The organism is Brevibacterium sp. Mu109, assembly GCF_900169375.1.
Classification (GTDB): domain Bacteria; phylum Actinomycetota; class Actinomycetes; order Actinomycetales; family Brevibacteriaceae; genus Brevibacterium; species Brevibacterium yomogidense_A.
This window is the reverse complement of record NZ_FXZF01000008.1, coordinates 25050-46399: the sequence shown is the minus strand read 5'-3', so window position 1 is coordinate 46399 and position 21350 is coordinate 25050. Positions and strand designations below refer to the sequence as shown.

Here is a 21350-nt window from a genome sequence, read left to right as displayed (position 1 = left end):
ATGGCAGCAGTCGAAACCGGACGGCATCATACGAGTTACCGGTCAGAGCTCCGTCTGTGGCACACCCGCCCGCAGATCGTGCGGATGGCGGTCCTCGCCGTCATCGTCATCATCCTCCCGTTCATCCTGGACGACTACTGGCTGGCACTCGCGAACACCGCGCTGATCGCGGCGATCGGAGCGATCGGCCTCAACATCCTCGTGGGCTACACGGGACAGATCTCCCTGGGCCAGGGCGGCTTCTTGGCAGTCGGCGCGTTCACCTCCGCGATCCTCACGGACCGGCTCGGGATGCCCGCACCGGTCTCGATCATCGGGGCCGTGATGCTCACCGCCGCGATCGGCGTGATCGTGGGCCTGCCCGCGCTCAGGCTCAAGGGGCTCTACCTCGCGATCGCCACCCTCGCGTCCCAGATGGTCATCCTCTTCATCGTCCGCCGGTGGGAGTTCCTCACGGAGGGCCAGGGCTTCCTCGACGTCGCGCGGCTGGAGGTGTTCGGGTTCCGCCTGGACCGCGCGAACTTCGAGCAGCAGTGGTACATGATCCTCCTCGTGCTCGCGATCCTCGCGGCGCTCACGGCGACGAACCTGTTCCGCACGGGGGTGGGCCGGTCCTTCATGGCGGTCCGCGACCAGGACATCGCCGCATCGGCGATGGGCGTGAACCTCACCCGCGCCAAGCTCACGGCGTTCGCCGTGTCGAACGGCTACGTGGGGCTCGCCGGAGCGCTCATGGCGCACTACACGGAGATCCTGTCGTGGGAGAAGTTCACGCTCGACGTGTCGATCCTCTACCTCGCGATGATCATCGTCGGGGGCATGGGATCGGTCGCCGGTGCCGTGTACGGGGCCGTGTTCATCACGCTCCTGCCGGTCCTCGTCCGCGAGGCAGCCGACGTGGTGGGCGGCGCGGTGCCGATCATCAGGGACCAGCTGCCCGCGGTCGAGCACGGGGTCTTCGGCCTCACGATCATCGTCTTCCTCATCTTCGAGCCGTGCGGCCTCAACCGGATCTGGGAACGGATCAAGGACTGGTTCGGCTACTGGCCGTTCCGCTACTAGACGCACCACACCCCTCAGCAGCGGGCCGAAGGCCCACGGCGACCCACACAAGGAGAAAGCAATGAAGCACTCTCGTTTCCTCTCAGCAGCAGCCTTCGCGGCTGTCACCGCGATGACCCTCAGCGCCTGCGGCGGCGGAGGCGCCGCCAGCGCGGATTCCGACGAGCCGATCCCGATCGGCGTCATCGCGGACCTCTCCGGTGCGACCGGCGATGTGGGCACGCCCTACAACGAGGGGATGCTCGCGTACGTGGAGCAGCTCAACGCGGACGGAGGCATCAACGGTCGCGAGATCGATGCGATGTCCAATGACTACGCCTACGAAGTCCCCCAGGCGGAGGAGCTCTACCGCCGCTACCTGAGCGACGAGGCCGTCGCCATCCAGGGGTGGGGCACCGGCGACACGGAGGCACTGCGCACCCGCGTGGCCAACGACGAGCTCCCGTTCATGTCCGGTTCGTTCTCCGAGGAGCTCACGGACGTGGAGGAGTCGCCGTACAACTTCCTCGTCGCCGCGACGTACTCCGACCAGATGCGCGCCGCGCTGAACTGGATCGCGGAGGAGTCCGGCGGAGAGGCGGGCGTCGCAGCACTGCACCACGACTCCCCGTTCGGCACGTCGCCCGTGGGCGACGGTGAGGCGTGGATCGACGAGCAGGGCCTCGACATCGACTTCACCTCCCACGCGATGCCCGCGGGCACGACGAACTTCGCAGGCATCCTGAGCCAGGTGGATTCCGCGGGTGCGGAGTACATCATCATCCAGAACGTGGCGAGCCCCGCGGCCCAGCTGGCCCGCGACCTCAAGGCGCAGGGCGGCGACCAGACGATCGTCTGCCTCAACTGGTGCGGCAACGAGCTGTTCGCGACCGGTGCCGGTGATGCGACGGAGGGCCACGTCATGGTGCAGCCCATCGCGCCGATCACCACCGAGCGGCCCGGACACGAAGCCATCCTCGCGTACGCCGAGGAGAACGGCATGGATCCGGCCGACATCCAGGTCAGCTTCGTGCAGGGCTGGTACGCGATGCACATCATGGCCGAGGGCATCCGCCACACGCTCGACGCCGGCGAGGACCTCACCGGCCCGGCGATCCGCGAATCGCTCGAGACGATGGGCCCGATCGACACCGGCGGAGTGATCGGTGAGGGAACCGTCGAGTTCAGCGCGGACTCGCACCGCGGCTCCACCACCACGGGACTCTACGAGGTCAAGGACGGCGAGCTGGCCGTCATCGAGGAGGCGGTGTCGCCGTGACCGCCGCTCCGGAAGCGGCGCCGGGGGCGGGCCCCCCGGCCGCCGCGCCCTCGCTGCTCTCGATCAACAACATCGAAGTCATCTACGACGAGGTGATCCTCGTCCTCCGCGGGCTGTCGCTCGAGGTTCCGAAGGGGCAGATCGTCGCTCTGCTGGGATCCAACGGCGCCGGCAAGTCGACCACGCTCAAGGCGGCGTCGGGGCTGCTGCCCAGCGAGCAGGGGGAGGTGACGAGCGGATCCATCTCCTTCGCTGGTGAGGACATCACGAAGATGGACGCACCGGAGAGGGTGAAGCGGGGCCTGAGCCTCTGCATGGAGGGACGCCACGTCTTCCCCCACCTCACCGTGTCGGACAACCTGCTGGCGGGCGGCTACACGAAGGCGAAGGAAGCCGGCGAGACGCTCGACTTCGTCTACGAGTTCTTCCCGAAGCTCGCGGACATGCGGGCACGGACCGCGGGCTTCCTGTCCGGCGGCGAGCAGCAGATGCTCGCGATCGGGCGGGCGCTCATGAGTCAGCCGACCCTGCTCATGCTCGACGAGCCGTCGCTGGGACTCGCTCCGCTCCTGGTGGAGGAGATCTTCGCAACGATCGCGAAGCTCAACGCGGACACCGGGCTCACCGTGCTCGTCATCGAGCAGAACGCGCGGACGGCGCTCTCCGTGGCCCACCACGGCTACATCATGGAGCAGGGCCGGATCATGCTCGAGGACGAGGCGGATGCGCTCGCCGACAACCCCGACGTCAAGGAGTTCTACCTGGGCGTCGGAGGGGACGCGGGCAAGCGCAGCTACCGGGACGTCAAGCACTACCGGCGCCGCAAGCGCTGGTTGTGAGGGAGGACCACCATGACAACGACGAACAGCGCCGACGCGGCGCGGCTCCTCCAGTCCGCCGCAGCGGCGGATCCGACTCTGGCGACGAGGCTCGCCGAGGCGGGCATCGATCCGGCGACCGTCTCCGGACCCGACGACCTCGCGGCCGTTCCGGTCCAGAGCAAGGATGCGAGGGTCGCTGGCCGGGACCACGTCCTCGGCGGCGGTGTGCCCCGGCGGATCTTCCAGTCACCGGGCCCGATCTACGAGGCCCAGCCGGACGGCGACGATCCGTGGCGGTGGCGCGAGGCCCTCGCATCCGCGGGACTGGTGCCGGGCGACATCGTCCTCAACTGCTTCGGCTACCACCTCTCGCCGGCTGGAGCGATGTTCGATGAGGCGGTCGTGGCGGCGGGTGCCACGGTGCTGCCCGGCGGCATCGGGAACCAGCAGCTGCAGGTGCAGGCGATCCGTGACCTCGGCATCCGCGGGTATGTGGGTCTGCCCAGCTACCTCAAGGCGCTCATCGACCTCTTCGCGGCAGAGGGCGGGACGCCTGCGGACATGCCGCTGCAGTACGCCGTGGTCACCGCGGAGCCCCTCCCGGACAGTCTGCGGGCGGAGCTGGAGGCCTGGGTCCCCGCCGTGCGGATGGCCTACGGATCCGCCGAGGCCGGCCTCATCTCCTACGAGGACGGACGCGGCGCCGGCATGGTCACCGCGGCGGACATCGTCGTGGACGTCTGCGACATCGCCGACGGCACGCCGGTGACGACGGACGCCCCGGGCGAGGTCGTCGTCTCGATCCTGCGGGAATCGGCGCCGCTGGTCCGGTTCGGCACGGGTGACCTGTCGGCCTGGGTGATCGACGGCGGGGAGCCCGTCCTGACCGACGGGCGGCGCAGGCTGGTCGGGGTGCTGGGGCGGACGGGTCAGGCGACCAAGGTCCGCGGCATGTTCCTGCACCCCACCCAGGTGAAGGCGGTCGCGGCGAAGCTCGCGGGCACCGAGGCGCTGCGGTTCCTGATCGGCCGTGAGGACCACAAGGACACGATCGTCGCCGAGGTCGTCGTCGCCGCGGGTGCGGACGCTGAGGTCGCGCAGGCCGAGGCCGCGGATCTGATCCGCTCGGAGCTGCGGTTCCGCGCGGAGGTCCGCGCCGTCGCAGCGATCGAGGGCGACGAGGTCATCGTCGACGAGCGGTCGTGGGACTGAGCTTCCAGCCGCTTCTCCATATCGAATGCTCACAATCCGTGTGATCCGGCAACGGTATTCGCATGGATTGTGAGCATTCGATCTCTGCGCCCGGTGGGGAAAACCCCCGTGAGCCGTCTGGTCGTCACCAGTGAGGAGCCTGTGGGGCCGTTCCTAGTGTGAGGGCATGACCGCAGCCCCCGCATCCCGTCCGGCCCCCTCCGCCGTCGAATCACACCCGCAGCCGACCGTCGTCCCACAGGTCCCACCGGTCCCACCGGTCCCACCGGTGCTGCCGGTTCCACCGGTCCCGCCCCAGCCCGCGGCGACGCCCGGCCGCGCGTTCGCCCTCATCGTGGGCGCGTCGATCGCGGTGCTGACCGCCGTCTGCGGGGTCTTACTGATCCTCGACGTCTCCGTGCCTTCCTGGGCGCTCGTCATCGGCCGGTGGATCCCCGCGTTCGTCGCACTCGTGGTCCTGCTGCGCATGCCGGTGCTCCACGGGACGGGATGGGGGACGCTCGCATCCTGGTGGGGACTGCGGCGGAGGCGGGGTGCGGAGGACCGTCCGCGGTTCATCGGGACGGTCGTCGCGAGCGCGGGAGCGGCCGCGGGCGTGATCGTCATCGCGGTCGTCACCGCTGCGCTCGCCGCCACCGTCGGTGCGATCGAGCTCCAGGCCACAGGGGTGCTCGTGATGGGGGTGCTGGCGATGCTTCCGCTCACCCTGGTCTTCGCGGTGTCCACCCTGGGGGAGGAGGTGGTGTGGCGGTCGCATCTGCCGCGTCTGGTGGACGGCGGGTTCTGGCCGTCGGCCTGCCTGATCGCTGCGGCGTGGACGGCATTCCACGTGCCGCTGCACCTCACGTACGTGCTCCAGGGCGATATGCCCGCCTCGCACGCGACCGCGCTGACACTCGGCCTGCTGCCGCTCAGCCTGTTCCTCAGCGCGGCGGCGGCTCGCTGGGGGAACGTGTGGCCGGCCGTCATCGCCCACGCCGTCCCGTTCTCCGCGCTGACACTCGCGACCGATGCTCCGGCGCTCGATGCGGCAGGGGTGTGGACGGTGACCGGGATCAGCGCAGCCCTGTTCCTCAGCGCATCCATGGCGATCGCTCCGGTGCAGGGGGACGGAGGAGGGGGCGCGCACCGCGGGATCCGGCGGTGATTCGTTTCCCGGAGCACCGGGAGCGTGGGATGCTGGGACGGCGGTTCGGCTCTCGATGCCCGCTGTTACGCTGATCGAGGACCGCGCCCGCGGCTGTCCTATCGTCCCGTGAGGAGTACCCCCAGATGACTGAAGTCCCGTCCTCGTTGAACGCCGGCCTCGCCGACGTCGATCCGGAGATCGCACAGGTGCTGGACCAGGAGCTGTCGCGTCAGCGCGGCACGCTGGAGATGATCGCATCGGAGAACTTCGTCCCGCGCGCAGTCCTGCAGGCGCAGGGCTCCGTCCTGACGAACAAGTACGCGGAGGGCTACCCGGGTCGCCGCTACTACGGCGGCTGCGAGTACGTGGACGTCGCGGAGGAGCTCGCGATCGACCGGGCGAAGTCACTGTTCGGCGCGGCGTACGCGAACGTGCAGCCGCACTCGGGCGCGCAGGCGAACGCAGCCGTCATGCACGCGTTCGCGCGTGCGGGCGACAAGCTGCTGGGCATGGACCTGGCCCACGGCGGACACCTCACTCACGGGATGAAGATCAACTTCTCCGGTCGTCTCTACGACATCGCCTCCTACGAGGTGGACCCGGACACCTACCGCGTCGACATGGACAACGTCCGTGAGCGCGCGCTCGAGCACCGTCCGAAGGTCATCGTCGCCGGCTGGTCCGCGTACCCGCGTCAGCTCGACTTCGAGGCCTTCCGGTCCATCGCGGACGAAGTGGGCGCGACTCTCTGGGTCGACATGGCGCACTTCGCGGGTCTGGCGGCCGCGGGTCTGCACCCCAACCCCGTCCCGATCGCGGACGTCGTGTCCTCGACGGTCCACAAGACGATCGGCGGCCCCCGCTCCGGGTTCATCCTGTCGAAGGACGAGGCGCACGCGAAGAAGCTCAACTCCGCCGTCTTCCCGGGACAGCAGGGCGGTCCGCTCATGCACGTGATCGCGGCCAAGGCCGTCGCCTTCAAGCTGGCGGCACAGGCGGAGTTCAAGGAGAAGCAGGAGCGGACGCTGCGCGGAGCGCGGATCCTCGCCGACCGCCTGCAGGAGGCCGACGTCGCAGACACCGGCGTCCAGGTGCTCACCGGCGGCACCGACGTGCACCTGGTGCTCGTCGACCTGCGCAACTCCCAGCTGGACGGCAAGCAGGCGGAGGACCTCCTCCACGAGGTCGGCATCACGGTCAACCGCAACGCGGTGCCGTTCGACCCCCGCCCGCCGATGGTGACGTCGGGTCTGCGCATCGGCACCCCGGCGCTCGCGGCCCGCGGGTTCGGCGACGCGGAGTTCACAGAGGTGTCGGACATCATCGCGCAGGCGCTCAAGCCGGGCGCTGACGCTGACGCGCTCCGCGCCCGCGTGCAGAAGCTGGGCGACGACTTCCCCCTCTACGAAGGGCTGGAGCAGTACTGATGACGACAGACACGGGCACGGCTGCGGATGCCGCGGCCGAACCGCTGAAGCTCGATGGCAAGGCGACTGCGGCGACGATCAAGCAGGAGCTGGCCGCGCGCGTCTCCGCGCTGCACGAGCGCGGGGCGACACCGGGGCTCGGCACGCTGCTGGTCGGCGACGACCCGGGTTCGCAGTGGTACGTCGCGGGCAAGCACCGCGACTGCGAGGAGATCGGGATCGCGTCGATCCGCGAGGATCTGCCGGAGACCGCCACGCAGCAGGAGATCGAGGACGCGGTCCGCCGCCTCAACGAGAATCCTGAGTGCACCGGCTACATCGTGCAGCTGCCGTTGCCCAAGGGCATCGACGAGAACCGGGTGATCGGCCTCATCGATCCGGAGAAGGACGCCGATGGACTGCACCCGCAGAACCTCGGCAGCCTCGTCCTGCGGGTCAAGGAGGAGATCGAGACGCCACTGCCCTGCACCCCCGCGGGCATCGTCGAGCTCCTCACGCGCCACGACATCGACCTGAACGGCAAGCACGTGGTCGTCCTGGGGCGCGGCGTGACGGTGGGGCGCCCGATCGGGCTCCTCCTGACGCGCAGGGATGTGAACGCGACGGTCACGCTCACCCATACGGGCACGCAGGACCTCGCGTCGCTGGTCGCCCAGGCGGATGTCATCGTGGCGGCCGCGGGACAGGCCGGGATGGTGAGCGCCGACATGGTGAAGGACGGCGTCATCCTCATCGACGTGGGCGTGTCCCGCGAGGAGGATCCGGAGACCGGGAAGTCGAAGGTCGTCGGCGACATCGCGAAGGAGGCCCGGGCGCGGGCGTCCGCCTTCACCCCGAACCCCGGCGGGGTCGGACCGATGACGCGGGCGATGCTGCTGGTCAACGTCGTCGGCATCGCGGAACGGCACGCGGCCGAGGCCTGACGGGCTGACGGGTTCAGCTGAGCTGACAGGTCGGACCGGGCTGACAGGGTCGACCGAACTGAGACTTTCGTCGACTGCGGGCTCTCCACCTCAGGGTGGGGAGCCCGCAGTCGTGGTTCCAGCGGTGCCCTCGACCCACGGCGCATCGGGAAGGAACCTGATGAGCCGGGAGGTGGGCTGGCTCAGGGCGGTGCCGACGACCTCGGCGGCGAACTTCTGAGCGTAGAGGTCCACCAGGGAGGTCATCACCGCGGCGACCCGCCTGCCCGCGTCGAGTCCGGGAGTCAGCTCGTCGGGGAGCGACGGCAGGAACATCGCGCGCTTTGACGTCTCGTAGAAGCCGTCGTAGTACGTCGCCAGATCGACTGACTGCTCGGTCGAGCGTGCGGCGATCTGCTCGAGTGCGCGCACCTCCTCGTGGAGGCCGCGCACGTCGAAGGCGATCTCAGTCCATCTGCGCGCCTGCTCCCGGTCAGCGGGGACGAGGGTGCACCGCTCCCAGAGGACGCCCTCGGCGCCGTGGGCGTCACGGATGCCGCCCGCTTCCTCGAACTCTGTCACCAGAGTGGCTGCGAGAGTCCCCGCAGCGTCCTCGAAGCCGATGAGGACGCCGGGCCGCAGCTGTCGGTAGCCCGAGAACTGCGCGGCGTACACGAGCCGGTCCCGCAGCGACCGTCTGCTCTCCGGCACCGCCACGATGAGTCCGTGGAACGCGCCGGTGAAGGCCGGTGCGTCTGCGTCGCCCGACAGGGTGGAGAACCCGCGCTGCAAGGACTCGTCCAATGTGTACACCGATGCGGTGCCGGCCTTCTCCCGGTGCATGAGCCCTCGCTGGGTCAGGCGCGTCACCTGGTTGCGGACCGCGGAGGGCTTGATGCCGCGCATGCCCAGCACTGCGGTGATGACGGGCCCGGGGAGCGACGCCGCTCGCAGGGAGCCGAAGACGGACACGATGTCGAAGGATCCGCGGGTCAAGCGGTAGCGGGGCAGCTCTGCCACGGTGTGACTCCGTTTCGGGACGAAGTGGTCGGTCGTGTAGAACCGATCCTACCGTGAGGAGCATCACATCAAAGCGGTCGATGGAGGAGGAATCATGGCACAGGCATCCGGCATCGGAATCCAGGACAACTTCTATCAGTCAGCGATCTCGGCAGGCATAGCCGTCGGCATCACCGCGATCATCGGCTTCGTCTGCTTCATGATCTTCGGATCGGGGATCCAGGAGACCATGCAGTGGGTGGTGACGCTCTGCCTGGTGTCAGGAGGCGCCACGTTCGCCGGCGTCGCCGTCGGGATGTCCGCCGGGGCGAAGCGGGAGCGGAGTCTGGCACAGACCCCGTGAGGGCTCTGGCTTCGTAAGGGCACAGGCTCCGTGCGGGCACGCCCCGTGAGGACTGGCCCTCACGAGGGCTCAGTACGAGCGGGGGAGCCCCAGGACCTTCGTGCCGAGGTAGTTCAGCACCATCTCCTGGCTGACCGGGGCGATGCGCATGAGGCGGACCTCCCTGAGGTAGCGACCCACGTGGTACTCCTCCGAGTACCCCATGCCGCCGTGGACCTGCAGCGCGCGGTCGGCGGCTTCGTGCCCCGCCTCTGCGCAGAGGTACTTCGCGGTGTTCGCCTCGCGGCCGCTGGGCAGGCCGCGGTCGTAGGTCCAGGTGGCGCGACGGAGGGACAGCTCCGCTGCATCGAGCTTCGCGAGCGAGTCCGCGAGCGGGAACTGGAGCCCCTGGTTCATGCCGATCGGGCGGTCGAAGACGACGCGCTCCTTCGCGTACTCCGTGGCCTTCGCCAGTGCGGCGCGTCCGATCCCCAGAGCCTCTGACGCGATGAGCATGCGCTCGGGGTTGAGGCCGTCGAGGATGTAGGAGAAGCCCTTGCCCTCTTCGCCGACGCGGTGGGCCTCGGGTACGACGAGGTCGTCGATGACCAGTTCGTTCGACGACACGGCGTTGCGGCCGATCTTGCGGATGGGCCGGATCGATACGCGGTCCCGGTCGAGGTCGGTGAAGAAGAGGGTGAGTCCGTCGGTCGGCTTCTCGACCTCGCTTCGCGGAGTCGTCCTGGTCAGCAGGAGGATCTTCTCCGACTCGAGGGCCTTGGAGATCCAGACCTTGCGGCCGTTGATGACGTAGTCGGAACCGCGGCGCGCCGCGGTCGTCGTGATGCGGGTGGTGTCCAGGCCGGCATCCGGTTCGGTCACGCCGAAGCACACGTGGAGGTCTCCCGAGGCGACGCGCGGGAGGTTCTCATCCTTGAGTGCGTCGGAGCCGTGGACGATCACGGGGTGCATTCCGAAGAGGGTCAAGTGCACCGCGCTCGCGGCGTTCATCGCACCGCCGCCCGCGGCGATCGCCTCGAGCAGGAGGGTGGCCTCCGTGATCCCCATGCCTCCGCCGCCGTACTTCTCCGGGGTGGTGATCCCAAGCCAGCCGTGGGATGCGAGGTGGTCGTAGAACTCCTGGGGGAATTCGCGATCCGCGTCCTTCTGCGCCCAGTACTCGTCATCGAACGGGGCCACGATCTCCCGAGCGGCTTCGCGGATGTCGATCTGCTCGTCGGTCAGTCCGAACTCCATGGGGTCCTCCTGGTGTCTTCGCCATGCTTTCCCTTAAAGGTACTACCATAAAGCGGTAGACGTGAAGGGGGATCATGAGTGGATCGGAGTCGGTGGCCGCTGATGTGCGTGCGCGGATCCTGTCCGGCGAGCTGCCGGTGGGTCGCGCGCTGCCGCCGGAGCGAGAGCTCGCGGACGAGCAGGGCGTGAGTCGGACGACTGTGCGCGCGGCGCTGACGCTGCTGGAGGCCGAGGGGCTCGTCGTCAGGCGCGTGGGGCGCGGCGGGGGGACGTTCGTGTCCGAGCCGGGGACGCGTGCGGTGACCTCTGCGCTCCAGCGGACCGTGGGGATGTCGGGATTCCCCGCCGTGGACCTCGCGGAGGCGCGACGAGAGATCGAGCCGCGGTGCGCCGCCTTCGCGGCAGCGCGGATCTCCGCAGCGCAGCTCGCTGACCTGCGAGATCTGCAGGCGATCATGGCGCGCACGCGCGATAGGGCGGAGTTCTTCGCGGCGAATGCGCGCTTCCACGTGCTCATCGCGGAGGCGAGCGGCAACGCCGTCCTCTCTGCGGTCATCAGCGGCCTCGTCGTCCCGATCCGCGACGTGACCGATGACCCGGTGCGAATCCGTGAGCAGGAGATGGCCTCGACGGTCCGCGTGCACGAACTCATCATCGCCGCGTTGTCCGACGGTGACTCCGACGCCGCGGAGGCTGCGATGCGGGCTCACCTGAGTGCGCATGCGGACGTGGTCGGCGGTGCGTAGGGCGATCGTTCTGTCCGCCGGTCGTTGAGCAGGTCGACGGCTTGACGGTGCCGAGTCAGCTCTATAGCGTTGTTCGCGCTTACGAACGGAAGTTCGCAAATACCAATGGAGGTATGACTCGATGGTCGATGATGACGTCCACCGCGCACGCCGCAGAGCACCGCGACCACGGCGTGCCGTCCGCGGTGTCCGTGCGTGCGCGGCGGCTGCGCTCGTCTCTGCTGTGGGGCTGCTGAGCTCCTGTGCCGGGGACACCGATGACACCGCAGTGCTCAAGCTCGCGGACAGCTACGCGACGACCCACATGTTCGCCCGGTACGGGGTCGAGGGCTTCATCGAAGACGTCACCGAACAGGGTCCGGGCGAGGTGGGCATCGAGTACTACCCGGCCGGGCAGCTGGGGAGCGCGCGGGACATCGTCAATCTCGCGCAGGCCGGATCCCTGGAGATCACGCCTGCGGCACCCGCATACCTGTCCGACCAGCTGCCGCTGTCGAGCGTGACGGACCTGCCGGGCCTCGCTGACGATTCGTGCGTGGCCTCCGCCGCCTTCAGCGACCTGCTCGCTGAAGGCGGAGTCCTCTATGAGGAGGAGTACGCGCCGCGCGGACTCAGGCCGCTGTGGGTCGCGGTGATCCCCTCCTACGAGATCATGACGGCCTCCCGGAAGGTGGAGACGCCGGAGGACATGGAGGGGCTCACGATCCGTTCGTCCGGAGGCGCGATGGATACGAACATCGGCTCCTTGGGCGGTGCGCCGGTGAGCATGACCGCGGCGGACGCCTATGAGGCGCTGTCCCGCAACACCGTCGACGGCATCTCGTTCCCGTATGCCAGCGTCACGCCGTACAAGCTGGAAGAGGTGCTCAACTACTCCACGAAGGGCCTCAACCTCGGATCCTTCGCGATTCCGTACGTCATCGCCGAAGACGCGTGGCAGGACCTGAGCGCGAAGCAGCGGGAGCAGATCACCACGGCCGCGGACGATGCCAGCCAGAGGCTGTGCGACGGCATCGCCGAGGAGAACCCTGCCTCCGAGGAGCTCATGCGTGAAGCGGGGATCACGTTCACAGAGCTGACGGATCCGCAGGTGGAGGAGTTCGCGGAGTACCTCGAGCCGCTGCGCCGGCAGTGGGCCGACGAGTTCGATGCCGCCGGCCGACCCGGGACCGAGGTCCTTGACGCGTACGAAGAGGCGGTGGCCCGTCATTCGGCCGCCGCAGAGGAGGGCTGAGACCATGGTGAACGGATCAGCGAAGAACCCGGGCCTCGAACCGACTCCCGAACCGACTCCCGAATCGGCGCCCGTACCGGCACCTGCACCGGCGCCCGGAGACGACGGTCCGGGTGCGATCGCGGACGAGGGCGCCACGTCGATGCCCGCAGCCGCCGTCAGCATGCACCCGGTGGTGCGGGGGATGGGCCGAGCGAGTGCTGCGGCGGCGGGCCTGTCCGTCTTCTGCCTGTTCGTGGTCATGCTCGTCGAGGCGGGCGCGCGCTACCTGCTGTCGGCACCTCTGGGATGGAACGTGAGTGCTGTCGAGCGGGTCATGATGCCCGGCATGGTCTTCCTCGCGCTGCCGTGGATGTACGTCTGCGCCGGTCACGTGAGCGCTGGGATGGTGTACTCGCGGATGTCCCCGGCACTGCAGTCGGCCGCGCGCGTCGTCGCGTTCGTGTGCATCGTCGTCGTCGCGGCGCTCCTCTTCGCGTCGGGACTCAACGGAGTGCTCCAGTCGATGGCGCTGGGCGACGCTCCACCGCCCGCCTCCTCTGAGATCCCCATACCGACCTGGACCTGGCTCGCCATCCAGCCCGTCGGTGCACTGGGTCTCCTCATCGTTGCGCTCGTCGATGCGCGTCGCTTCCTGCGCGACGGCGAGATCGAGGACGAGTCGGAAGGACACGAATCATGATCGTGCTCGTCATCACGCTGCTTCTGCTCGCACTGATCCTCCTGCGTGTGCCGGTCGCGTTCGCGATCCTCGTCGCCGGGCTCGTTGGCATGGTCGCCATCGACGGATTCTCTGCCGCGGTCGCGGTCCTGCAGGTCATCCCGATGAGCGCCTCCGGCAAGTTCTCGCTCTCCGCCATCCCGCTCTTCATCCTCATGGCGCACTTCGTGCTCGCGAGCGGTGCGCTGACCTCCCTGTTCGAGAGCGCACGGGTGCTCGTGGGCCGCGTCCGGGGAGGCACCGGGATCGCAGCGGTGCTCGCGGGCGCCGGCTTCGCATCGGTGTCAGGGTCGTCGACCGCGTCAGCGGCGACGCTCGCCCACACGTCGACGGGGGAGATGATCAGGCAGGGCTACTCGCCCCGCCTGGCGACCGGCGCGGTCGCGAGCGCGGGGACGCTGGCAGCGATGATCCCGCCCTCCATCCTCCTGATCTTCTACGCGATCACGGCGGAGACGAGTGTCGGCCAGACACTGCTGGCCGGACTGGTGCCGGGTCTGCTCATGGCGGCGACACTGTGCGCCGTCGTCTACATCCTGGCTCTGCGCGGCCAGGCACCGGCGGCCGACGGCAGCACGATGCGGGAGAAGGCCCGCGCGCTCGCCGGGCTCCTGCCGGTGGGTGTCCTGTTCGTCCTCGTGGTCGGTGCGGTGTTCTTCGGCATCACGACTGCGACCGAGGCCGCGGCCGTGGGCGCGCTCGGAGCCCTGGGACTCATGGTCGTGTACCGGAAGGCGACGTGGAAGAACATCCGCGAGTCCCTCGTCGGCACCGTCACGAGCAGCGCGATGATCATGGTGATCATCGTCGGGGCGCACGTGTTCGGCCACTTCCTCGCGGAGAGCCGCGTGACCCCCGCCGTCGTCGAGGCGGTGGGCGAGTGGCAGGTCCCCTCCGTCCTCATCATGCTGGGAGTCGTCTTCGTCTACCTGATCCTCGGATTCTTCATGGATCAGATGGCGATCATCGCACTCACCGTCCCCGTCACCCTGCCACTCGTCGAAGCGCTGGGCTACGACCCGATCTGGTTCGGCATCGTCGTCATCCTCGTCGCAGAGGTCGGACTCGTCACCCCGCCGCTCGGCCTCAATGCGTTCGTGACCGCCCGTGCGAGCCGCATCCCGCTGGAGACGGTGTTCCTGGGCGCAGTGCCCTTCATCATCGGCATGCTCGTCGTCGTCGCACTGATCTTCTCCTTCCCCCAGCTCGCGCTGTTCGTTCCTGAGATGATGAACGGATGACGGAAGGAGGAGGTTCCATGCTGGGAGCGGCTCCGCTCGACGGCGTCCGGGTGCTCGAGGTCGGCACCGTGATCATGGCGCCGTATGCGGGCAAGGTGCTCAAGGACCTCGGCGCCGAGGTCATCAAGGCGGAACCGCCGGGAGGCGACATCGGGCGTCGGATAGGACTGCTCGGGCCGAACGGAACGAGTGTCCTGGCGATGAACCTCAATGCGGGCAAGCGCAGCATCGTCGTCGATGCGCGCACGGGGACGGGACGGCGGGTGATGGACGGCCTGATCGCCTGGGCAGACATCGTCCTCACGAACACCCTTCCCGCACGTCGTGAGGAGTTCGGCCTCTCGTGGGACCACGTCCGCGCGGTGAACCCGCGCGCGATCCTCGTGACCGGCCAGGGCTTCGCGAGCGATTCCGCACGGCGGGACTCGCCAGCGTACGACGATATCGTGCAGGCGGCGTCAGGTGTGGCGGACACCTACCGGCTGCGCGATGGCGAGCCCCGCTATTCGCCGTACGTCGTCGCTGACAAGGTGTGCGGCATGACGATGGCGCAGTCCGCGCTCGCCGCGCTCCACCGCCGCTCCGTGGACGGGGAGGGGTGCTGGGTCGACGTGCCGATGGTCGACACGATGGCGGCGTTCACACTCGTGGAGCACATGGGCGGGGCGACGTTCTCGCCTGCCCGGGGAGACGTGGGCTGGTCCAGGGTGCTCGCACCGCAGCACCGGCCGCATCCGGCGCTCGACGGGTGGGTCTGCGTCATGCCGTACACGGACGCGAACTGGCACAGCTTCTGCACTCTGATCGAGAGGCCCGACTACCTGACCCATCCCCAGGTCGCGACGAATCGCGATCGCAGCGCCGACCCGACGCTCTACGAGCAGATCCTCGCCGACTACGCGTCGCAGCGCACGTGCGCACAGATCGAGGAGGAATGCGCGGCCGCGGGGATCCCCGTCAGTCGGGTGGCTCGAGTCGATGACCTCCCCGACGACCCGTACCTCGCTGCCAGGCCGGTGCTGTCCCGGACCGCTCACGCACGGGAGGGAGACTACGTCCACGTGTCGGGGCCGGCGGTCTTCCACGGTCACGAGCGGCCGCTCCCGGAAGACAGCGCAGTCCTCGACGGCGACCGGGAAGAAGTGCTGTCCCTGATCGGAGTCGATGCCGAGGAACCGGCACCATGACACGGCAGCCCGGTGCAGCCCGGTGCATCGGACTAGCGGGTGGACCCGGTGGCTGAGCACAGGACCGTGTCCCGCGTCGTGGGGATCCTCGAGGTCGTGGCGCGTGCGCGCAGGCCCGTTCCCCTCTCTGTGCTCGCGGCGCAGCTGGACGCGCCGAAGAGCAGCCTGCACGGGCTCGTGGGGGGACTCCTGCACCGCGGATACCTGAGCGAGATCGACGGCGGATACAGGCTCGGTGCGGGGGCGCATGCTCTGCTCGCACCCGCGGGCTCGTCCTTGCCGCTGCTGCTGGGAGAGTCCTGCGCAGAGATCGCCGTGCGCACGGGAGAGACGGTGACGCTGGCGACCCGGGTCGGTGATCGATCGGTCGTCTACGTGCACTCGGAGCCGTCGGCATTCGAAGTCTGCTATCGCCCGCGTCTGCGCGAGAGACGGCCGATCCTGCCGACCAGTGCGGGCAAGCTCTTCCTCGCACACGACGACGACAGAGACAGCGTGCTCGCCCTCGCCGATGAAGATCACCGGCGGCGGTTCCTTACGGAGATCGATTCGATCCGCGCGTCCGGCATGGCCTTCAACCGCGGCGAGACCGTGTCAGACCTGGGTGCCGTCGCAGTCGGGGTGTATGAGGACGACCGGCTCACGGCCGGGATCACCATCGCAGGTCCACTGACCCGGGTGGCGGAGCGCCTCGAGTACTTCGGCGGCCTCGCGCAGGAGGTCCTCACCGCGGACGGCTTCAGCCGTCACGGCCGTCAGCCGTCGTGACGCGACGCGGCACCGGGCCGTGCGGGGCCGGAGAGGGGAGCCGCACAGCCCGATGCCCGGACGTCAGACTCCTCAGCCTTCGGTGAGGCGGAGGGAGAAGAACACCCGGTCCTCGCCGGGTCCCGCATAGTCCTCGATGCGGGTGCCCTCGAAGCCCAGCGATGAGTGGAACGCGATGGCATTGGCGTTCTCCGCGATCGCGGTGGCCTGCACCTCATCCTCGAGGTTCGCCTTGGCCCGGGCGATGAACGCCTCGTAGAGGCGACGTCCGATGCCCAGGTGGCGGAAGTCCTGCCGCGCGGCGACGAGGTGGATGTAGGACGGGCCCTCCTTCGGGAAGGCGCCCAGCAGGTATCCGACGATCTCATTCTGGTAGCGGGCCACGAGTCCGCCGGCGGCGAACTGACGGAACCAGTGCGGTTCGTGGTCGCCGCTCAGGTCACGATCACCCCAGAAGCGCTCCTGTGCGTTCACGATCTCAACGCGAAGCTCCAGGGGATCGAGTTCGTCGAGAGGACTGATGATCAGTCTGTCCGGATCGAAGTTCGTGTTCTCGGTCATGGCCTCTCCTCACGTGTGACTGAGCAACCAGCATACGCGGAGCTCGCGGTCGAGTCTGTCGCAGCCGGATCACAGTTCGACGTGAACCGGCTGGTTACGGGCGTGGACCCCCAGGTTACGGGACATGGAGCCCGCGCGCTCGGCCGGTCGCGAGGAACCCTGCGGGCGGCGGCCGCGACCGTGGCACGATGGGTGCCATGCTGCGCATCACGACAGTCAACGTCAACGGAATCCGTGCCGCCCTGCGGAAGGGCATGGGGGAGTGGATGGCCGCTGCCGATTCCCCGATCATCACTCTGCAGGAGGTGCGTGCCGCGAACGACATCGTCTTCGACGTCCTCGCTGATTCCGGGTACCGGATCCAGAGCGCCGATGCGGAGGCGAAGGGCCGCGCCGGCGTGGCCGTCCTGTCCCGCACGGAGCCGGAGGCCACCCGGACGGGCAACGGCGACGACTACTTCGACAGAGCCGGTCGCTGGATCGAATCGGACTTCCGGCTGGCGGACGGCTCGCTGCTGACGGTGGTGAGCGCCTACGTCCATTCGGGCGAGGTCGACACCCCCAAGCAGGACGACAAGTACCGCTTCCTCGAGGCGATGCTCGTCCGTCTCCCCGAGCTCGCGGAGCACGCGGACCACGCGGTCCTCACGGGTGATCTGAACGTGTGCCACACTGAGCTCGACCTGAAGAACTGGAAGGCGAACCGGAAGAAGGCGGGATTCCTGCCCGAGGAGCGGGCCTACTTCGACAGGTTCTTCTCCGACATCGGCTACGTCGACGTCCACCGGCAGCTGTCCGGTGAGGTCCCCGGCCCGTACACCTGGTGGTCGATGCGCGGGAAGGCCTTCGACAACGACGCGGGATGGCGGATCGACTACCAGGCCGCCACTCCGGGCCTCGCGGAGACGGCGACCGCCGCACGAGTGGATCGCGCTGCGAGCTGGGGGGAGCGCTGGTCCGACCATGCCCCGCTTGTCATCGACTACGACCTCCCGGGACTGCGGGAGGCCTGAGCAGGCGGTTCCGAGTGCACGGAGCCGGCCGGCCGGTGGCAGAATGAGGGACATGACCGATTCCTCGGGCCTCCCGTCAGGCCGTCCGCGCTCCCTGTCCGGAATCCAGGCGACATCGGATTCCCTCCACCTGGGCAACTACATCGGAGCGCTGCAGCAGTTCGTCGAGCAGCAGGAGACGCATGACGCGTTCTTCTTCATCGCGAACCTCCACGCCATCACCGTCGATCAGGACCCGGCCCATCTGCGCGAGCGGACGCTGCGCACCGCGGCCCAGTTCATCGGCGCGGGCCTGGATCCGCAGCGCTCGACCCTGTTCGTCCAGTCGCACATCCCGGCGCACACCCAGTTGGGGTGGGTCCTCGAATGCACGACGGGTCTGGGCGAAGCGCAGCGCATGACCCAGTTCAAGGACAAGTCGACCAGGAACGAGCACGTCTCGCTGGGCCTCCTCACGTACCCTGCGCTGATGGCCGCGGACATCCTGCTCTACCAGGCGGACGTCGTGCCGGTCGGAGAGGATCAGCGCCAGCACCTGGAGCTGACGCGGAACCTCGCCGAACGCTTCAACCACCGGTACGGGGACACCTTCACCGTCCCGGAACCGCACATCCTCAAGTCGACGGCGAAGGTCTACGACCTGCAGGACCCCACGGCGAAGATGTCGAAGTCCGCGCAGACGCCGGCAGGCCTCATCGAGATCCTCGACGACGAGAAGTCGATCACGAAGAAGATCAAGTCGGCCGTCACGGACGCCGGCACGGAGGTCACCTTCGATCCTGAGGGCAAGCCGGGAGTCTCCAACCTGCTCACGATCCACTCCGCCCTGTCGGGACGGTCGATCGAGGACATCGTCGCGGAGTTCGAGGGCAGGATGTACGGCCATCTCAAGGTCGCCCTCGCCGAGGTCGTCGTCGAGACCCTGCGCCCGCTGCGCGAGCGCACCCTCGAGCTCCTGGACGACCCGGCGGAGCTCACGCGCGTACTCGACGCCGGTGCGGACACGGCCGGCGCGATCGCCGAGCGCACGATCGCGGACGTCTACGACCGAGTGGGATTCCTCACTCGCTGATCACCGGCACAGCGTCGAACCGCGGTTCGAGCCACGCCGGAGGAAGGTGGTGCCCGGGTGATCCTCTCTCCCAGGAACCGCAGGCCGAAGCCGTTCAATCTCTCTCCCGAGGTGCAGCACACCGCCGCACGGGTGGAGGACCGCGTCCATGAGTGGGCGAGGAAGCGGGTGACGAAGCGCGACTGGCGCCGCACCGTCGTCTGCTACGACTCCTACGGCACGGAGAAGAGCGTGCGCGTGCTGGGACGGATGATCCTCACGCGCACGGGGAAGCTCGCGGCGGACATGCACGCGAGCATCCGCGGATTCCGCTCATTCGGTGCGGTGCCGCTGGCGAACGAGACGGCGTGGGTGCGGATCGGCGGCCAGGAGCACATGGTCGAATGCGACCGCGGCGGCATCATCGACATGGTGATCCCGGGGGACTACGAGCCGGGCCCCGTCGAGATCGAGCTGTGGACATCGGATTCGCTGGTCGACCGCGCGACTGTGACGATCATCGGTGAGGACCAGCGGTTCGGCATCATCTCCGACATCGATGACACCGTCATGGTCACGGCGCTGCCGCGTCCCTTCCTCGCCGCCTGGAACACCTTCGTGCTGGACGAGCACGCCCGCAGCCCCGTGTCCGGGATGGCCGTCCTCTACGACCGGCTCACATACCTGCGGCCGAACGAGCCGATCATCTACCTGTCGACCGGTGCGTGGAACGTCGCTCCCACTCTCAAGCGCTTCCTGTCGCGGAACATGTACCCGGACGGCCCGCTGCTGCTCACGGACTGGGGGCCGACGACCACCCGCGCGTTCCGCAGCGGCGTCGAGCACAAGCGGAACTCCCTCGAGCGACTGGCGCGGGAGTTCCCGCACATGAAGTGGCTGCTGATCGGCGATGACGGCCAGCATGACGAGGACATCTACGGGGAGTTCGTGGACAACCATCCGGAGAACGCCGCCGCTGTGGCGATCCGCCAGCTGACCTCCGGCGAGGCCGTGTGGGCAGGTGGTCGCTCGCGCCGCACCGGCCGGGGTCAGGGAGTGCCGTGGATCTACGCCTCGGACGGCGCGGGCCTCGCATCGGAACTGACCGAGCGCGGGATCATCAGCGGCCTCTGAGGCGTCAGTCCCGCTGCCTGCGATCCCTGCGCACGCGCACCACGAGCGCGAGGGCGGTGACGGCTCCCAGCCCGATCCCGCATGCCAGCAGGATGAGCGGCAGACCGGGTGCTCCGCCCTCGGCCTCCGCGGCACCGGCCGCGTCCGCAGCGACGGCTGCGTCGTCGGTCGACTCCGCTGCGGCGGGTGCCTGCGCAGCGGCCGTCTCAGCGGCCTCGGCGGCGGTCTCGAACGACATCGTGCCGACCGGTTCCGGTGACGACTGGGCGAAGGTCCAGTCGATGAGGTCGATCGCCGCGTCGCGCGTCATCGTCTCGCCGCCCAGCACAGCGGATGCGAGTCGACGGTCGTCGCGCTCGACCACGGCGACGAACGACCCGCCGGCAGCACTCGTGTAGCCGTTCTTGAGACCGAGGCCGCCCTCCACCTCACCGACGATCCGCGTGTGGTTCTGGATCGGGTAGCCGGACAGCTCTTCGCCCGTGTCCGGGTTCGTGGCACCGGGGAAGTCGTACTCGGTCTCCGAGATGACGTCCATGAGGTAGTCGTCCTCGAGCACCGCCCGGCCGATGCGCAGCAAATCCTCCACGGTCGTGACCTGGTCGTCCTCGTCGAGCCCCGACGTGTTCCACGCCTGCGTGCCGGTGAGCTGGAGCTCCTCCGCCTTGGCGTTCATGAGGTCGACGGCCTCGTCCTGCCCTCCCGCGGCGTCGGCGAGGGCGTGCGCGGCGTCGTTGGCGCTCGACATCAGCATCGCGTGGAAGAGGTCGTCGATCGAGTACTCGTTCTTCTGCACGAGCCCGACCTTGGTCCCGTCGACCAGCATGTCCTCGTACGTCGCCTCGTGCATGTGCTCCGGGTCGTCGAGCTCGTCGACGAGCGCCAGCCCGGACAGCAGCTTGATGGTCGAGGCGGGCGCGTGCTGCAGATCCGGTTCGTGCGAGGCGAAGACCTCTCCCGTGTCGATGTCCGCGACGATCCATGCCTCCGCTGACGGTTTGGGCGCCGGCGATCCGTCTGTCAGCGGACCGGGGTCGTAGACGGCGGTCGGGGTCGGCTCCGGCTGGGCGATCGCCGGCGCGGTGAGCACCGAGGGGCCGACGACCAGGGCGGGAACCAGCGCGACGACTGCGGCGAGAGCGGCCGCAGGGGAGCGGGTGGGGAGAGGAAGCACGGCGACAGCCTAACGCGAACGCGGCGGGGGAGTCTCCACGACCGTGGGGAGCCCCCCCCGCCGCGAGTGTGGCTGTGGTCAGCTCTGTGCGTCTGCGACCACCGTGCCTC

General features: G+C 68.7%; 21 protein-coding genes. 17 read left to right on the top strand and 4 right to left on the bottom strand.

Annotated elements, in window-relative coordinates:
- The 7 genes from BSP109_RS06420 to BSP109_RS06385 all read left to right on the top strand — a co-directional run bounded on the left by BSP109_RS06420 (position 1) and on the right by BSP109_RS06385 (position 7832).
- Positions 1–1062, top strand: a complete 1062-nt coding sequence (locus BSP109_RS06420; RefSeq protein ID WP_101599765.1) for a branched-chain amino acid ABC transporter permease — start codon at positions 1–3, stop codon at positions 1060–1062.
- A gap of 61 nt (positions 1063–1123) precedes the next feature.
- Positions 1124–2320 carry an ABC transporter substrate-binding protein gene (locus BSP109_RS06415; protein WP_101599764.1) on the top strand — a complete coding sequence of 399 codons (1197 nt, stop codon included), beginning with the start codon at positions 1124–1126 and terminating at the stop codon, positions 2318–2320.
- Positions 2317–3159 (top strand): ABC transporter ATP-binding protein, encoded by an 843-nt coding sequence (locus tag BSP109_RS06410; RefSeq protein ID WP_087007700.1) that lies wholly within the window; start codon positions 2317–2319, stop codon positions 3157–3159. Before BSP109_RS06415 ends, BSP109_RS06410 begins: the two co-directional genes overlap by 4 nt.
- Positions 3160–3171: 12 nt before the next feature.
- Positions 3172–4353 carry a phenylacetate--CoA ligase family protein gene (locus tag BSP109_RS06405; protein ID WP_101599763.1) on the top strand — a complete coding sequence of 394 codons (1182 nt, stop codon included), beginning with the start codon at positions 3172–3174 and terminating at the stop codon, positions 4351–4353.
- 166 nt (positions 4354–4519) lie between these two features.
- Positions 4520–5500 carry a type II CAAX prenyl endopeptidase Rce1 family protein gene (locus tag BSP109_RS06395; protein WP_180959634.1) on the top strand — a complete coding sequence of 327 codons (981 nt, stop codon included), beginning with the start codon at positions 4520–4522 and terminating at the stop codon, positions 5498–5500.
- Between the two features lie 125 nt (positions 5501–5625).
- Positions 5626–6909 carry a serine hydroxymethyltransferase gene (gene glyA, locus BSP109_RS06390; protein ID WP_101599760.1) on the top strand — a complete coding sequence of 428 codons (1284 nt, stop codon included), beginning with the start codon at positions 5626–5628 and terminating at the stop codon, positions 6907–6909.
- Positions 6909–7832, top strand: coding sequence for a bifunctional methylenetetrahydrofolate dehydrogenase/methenyltetrahydrofolate cyclohydrolase (locus BSP109_RS06385; protein WP_087007710.1), 924 nt, complete (start codon positions 6909–6911; stop codon positions 7830–7832). Before glyA ends, BSP109_RS06385 begins: the two co-directional genes overlap by 1 nt.
- 90 nt (positions 7833–7922) lie before the next feature.
- On the opposite strand, the gene BSP109_RS06380 is transcribed toward BSP109_RS06385, so the two are convergent.
- The gene (locus BSP109_RS06380; RefSeq protein WP_101599759.1) at positions 7923–8831 is read right to left on the bottom strand and encodes a hypothetical protein; all 909 of its coding nucleotides are present in this window, start codon (positions 8829–8831) and stop codon (positions 7923–7925) included.
- Between the two features lie 94 nt (positions 8832–8925).
- On the opposite strand from BSP109_RS06380, the gene BSP109_RS06375 reads away from it, so the two are divergent.
- On the top strand, positions 8926–9174 hold the full coding sequence (locus BSP109_RS06375) for a hypothetical protein (RefSeq protein ID WP_087007715.1): 249 nt from the start codon (positions 8926–8928) through the stop codon (positions 9172–9174).
- 69 nt (positions 9175–9243) lie between these two features.
- Here the strand turns inward: BSP109_RS06375 and BSP109_RS06370 are convergent, their stop codons facing one another.
- A complete protein-coding gene (locus BSP109_RS06370) occupies positions 9244–10410 on the bottom strand; it encodes an acyl-CoA dehydrogenase family protein (protein WP_101599758.1) in 1167 nt (388 codons plus the stop codon).
- A 74-nt stretch (positions 10411–10484) separates the two neighbouring features.
- On the opposite strand from BSP109_RS06370, the gene BSP109_RS06365 reads away from it, so the two are divergent.
- From BSP109_RS06365 to BSP109_RS06340, 6 genes are all read left to right on the top strand, one after another.
- A complete protein-coding gene (locus tag BSP109_RS06365) occupies positions 10485–11156 on the top strand; it encodes a FadR/GntR family transcriptional regulator (RefSeq protein ID WP_087007719.1) in 672 nt (223 codons plus the stop codon).
- A 121-nt stretch (positions 11157–11277) separates the two neighbouring features.
- Entirely contained in the window at positions 11278–12390 is a 1113-nt protein-coding gene (gene dctP, locus BSP109_RS06360; RefSeq protein WP_257944585.1) for a TRAP transporter substrate-binding protein DctP, read from the top strand.
- Between the two features lie 4 nt (positions 12391–12394).
- Positions 12395–13072, top strand: coding sequence for a TRAP transporter small permease (locus BSP109_RS06355; protein ID WP_219618504.1), 678 nt, complete (start codon positions 12395–12397; stop codon positions 13070–13072).
- Positions 13069–14352: a TRAP transporter large permease gene (locus tag BSP109_RS06350; RefSeq protein WP_101599757.1), complete on the top strand. Its 1284-nt coding sequence runs from the start codon at positions 13069–13071 to the stop codon at positions 14350–14352. The genes BSP109_RS06355 and BSP109_RS06350 overlap by 4 nt, the downstream gene beginning before the upstream one ends.
- Positions 14349–15539, top strand: a complete 1191-nt coding sequence (locus tag BSP109_RS06345) for a CaiB/BaiF CoA-transferase family protein (RefSeq protein WP_101599756.1) — start codon at positions 14349–14351, stop codon at positions 15537–15539. The genes BSP109_RS06350 and BSP109_RS06345 overlap by 4 nt, the downstream gene beginning before the upstream one ends.
- A gap of 48 nt (positions 15540–15587) precedes the next feature.
- Entirely contained in the window at positions 15588–16307 is a 720-nt protein-coding gene (locus BSP109_RS06340) for an IclR family transcriptional regulator (protein WP_180959633.1), read from the top strand.
- A gap of 72 nt (positions 16308–16379) precedes the next feature.
- Here BSP109_RS06340 and BSP109_RS06335 read toward each other — a convergent pair whose 3' ends face one another.
- Positions 16380–16868: a GNAT family N-acetyltransferase gene (locus BSP109_RS06335; protein ID WP_101599754.1), complete on the bottom strand. Its 489-nt coding sequence runs from the start codon at positions 16866–16868 to the stop codon at positions 16380–16382.
- Between the two features lie 197 nt (positions 16869–17065).
- Between BSP109_RS06335 and BSP109_RS06330 the strand changes: the two genes are divergently transcribed.
- The 3 genes from BSP109_RS06330 to BSP109_RS06320 are packed head-to-tail and all read left to right on the top strand — an operon-like array spanning position 17066 to position 20066.
- Positions 17066–17881 (top strand): exodeoxyribonuclease III, encoded by an 816-nt coding sequence (locus tag BSP109_RS06330; RefSeq protein ID WP_101599801.1) that lies wholly within the window; start codon positions 17066–17068, stop codon positions 17879–17881.
- Between the two features lie 52 nt (positions 17882–17933).
- Positions 17934–18953 (top strand): tryptophan--tRNA ligase, encoded by a 1020-nt coding sequence (gene trpS / locus BSP109_RS06325; RefSeq protein WP_180959632.1) that lies wholly within the window; start codon positions 17934–17936, stop codon positions 18951–18953.
- 57 nt (positions 18954–19010) lie between these two features.
- Positions 19011–20066, top strand: coding sequence for an App1 family protein (locus BSP109_RS06320; protein WP_087007734.1), 1056 nt, complete (start codon positions 19011–19013; stop codon positions 20064–20066).
- A 4-nt stretch (positions 20067–20070) separates the two neighbouring features.
- Here the strand turns inward: BSP109_RS06320 and BSP109_RS06315 are convergent, their stop codons facing one another.
- Positions 20071–21240 carry a D-alanyl-D-alanine carboxypeptidase family protein gene (locus BSP109_RS06315; RefSeq protein ID WP_101599752.1) on the bottom strand — a complete coding sequence of 390 codons (1170 nt, stop codon included), beginning with the start codon at positions 21238–21240 and terminating at the stop codon, positions 20071–20073.
- Positions 21241–21350 lie beyond the last annotated feature (110 nt).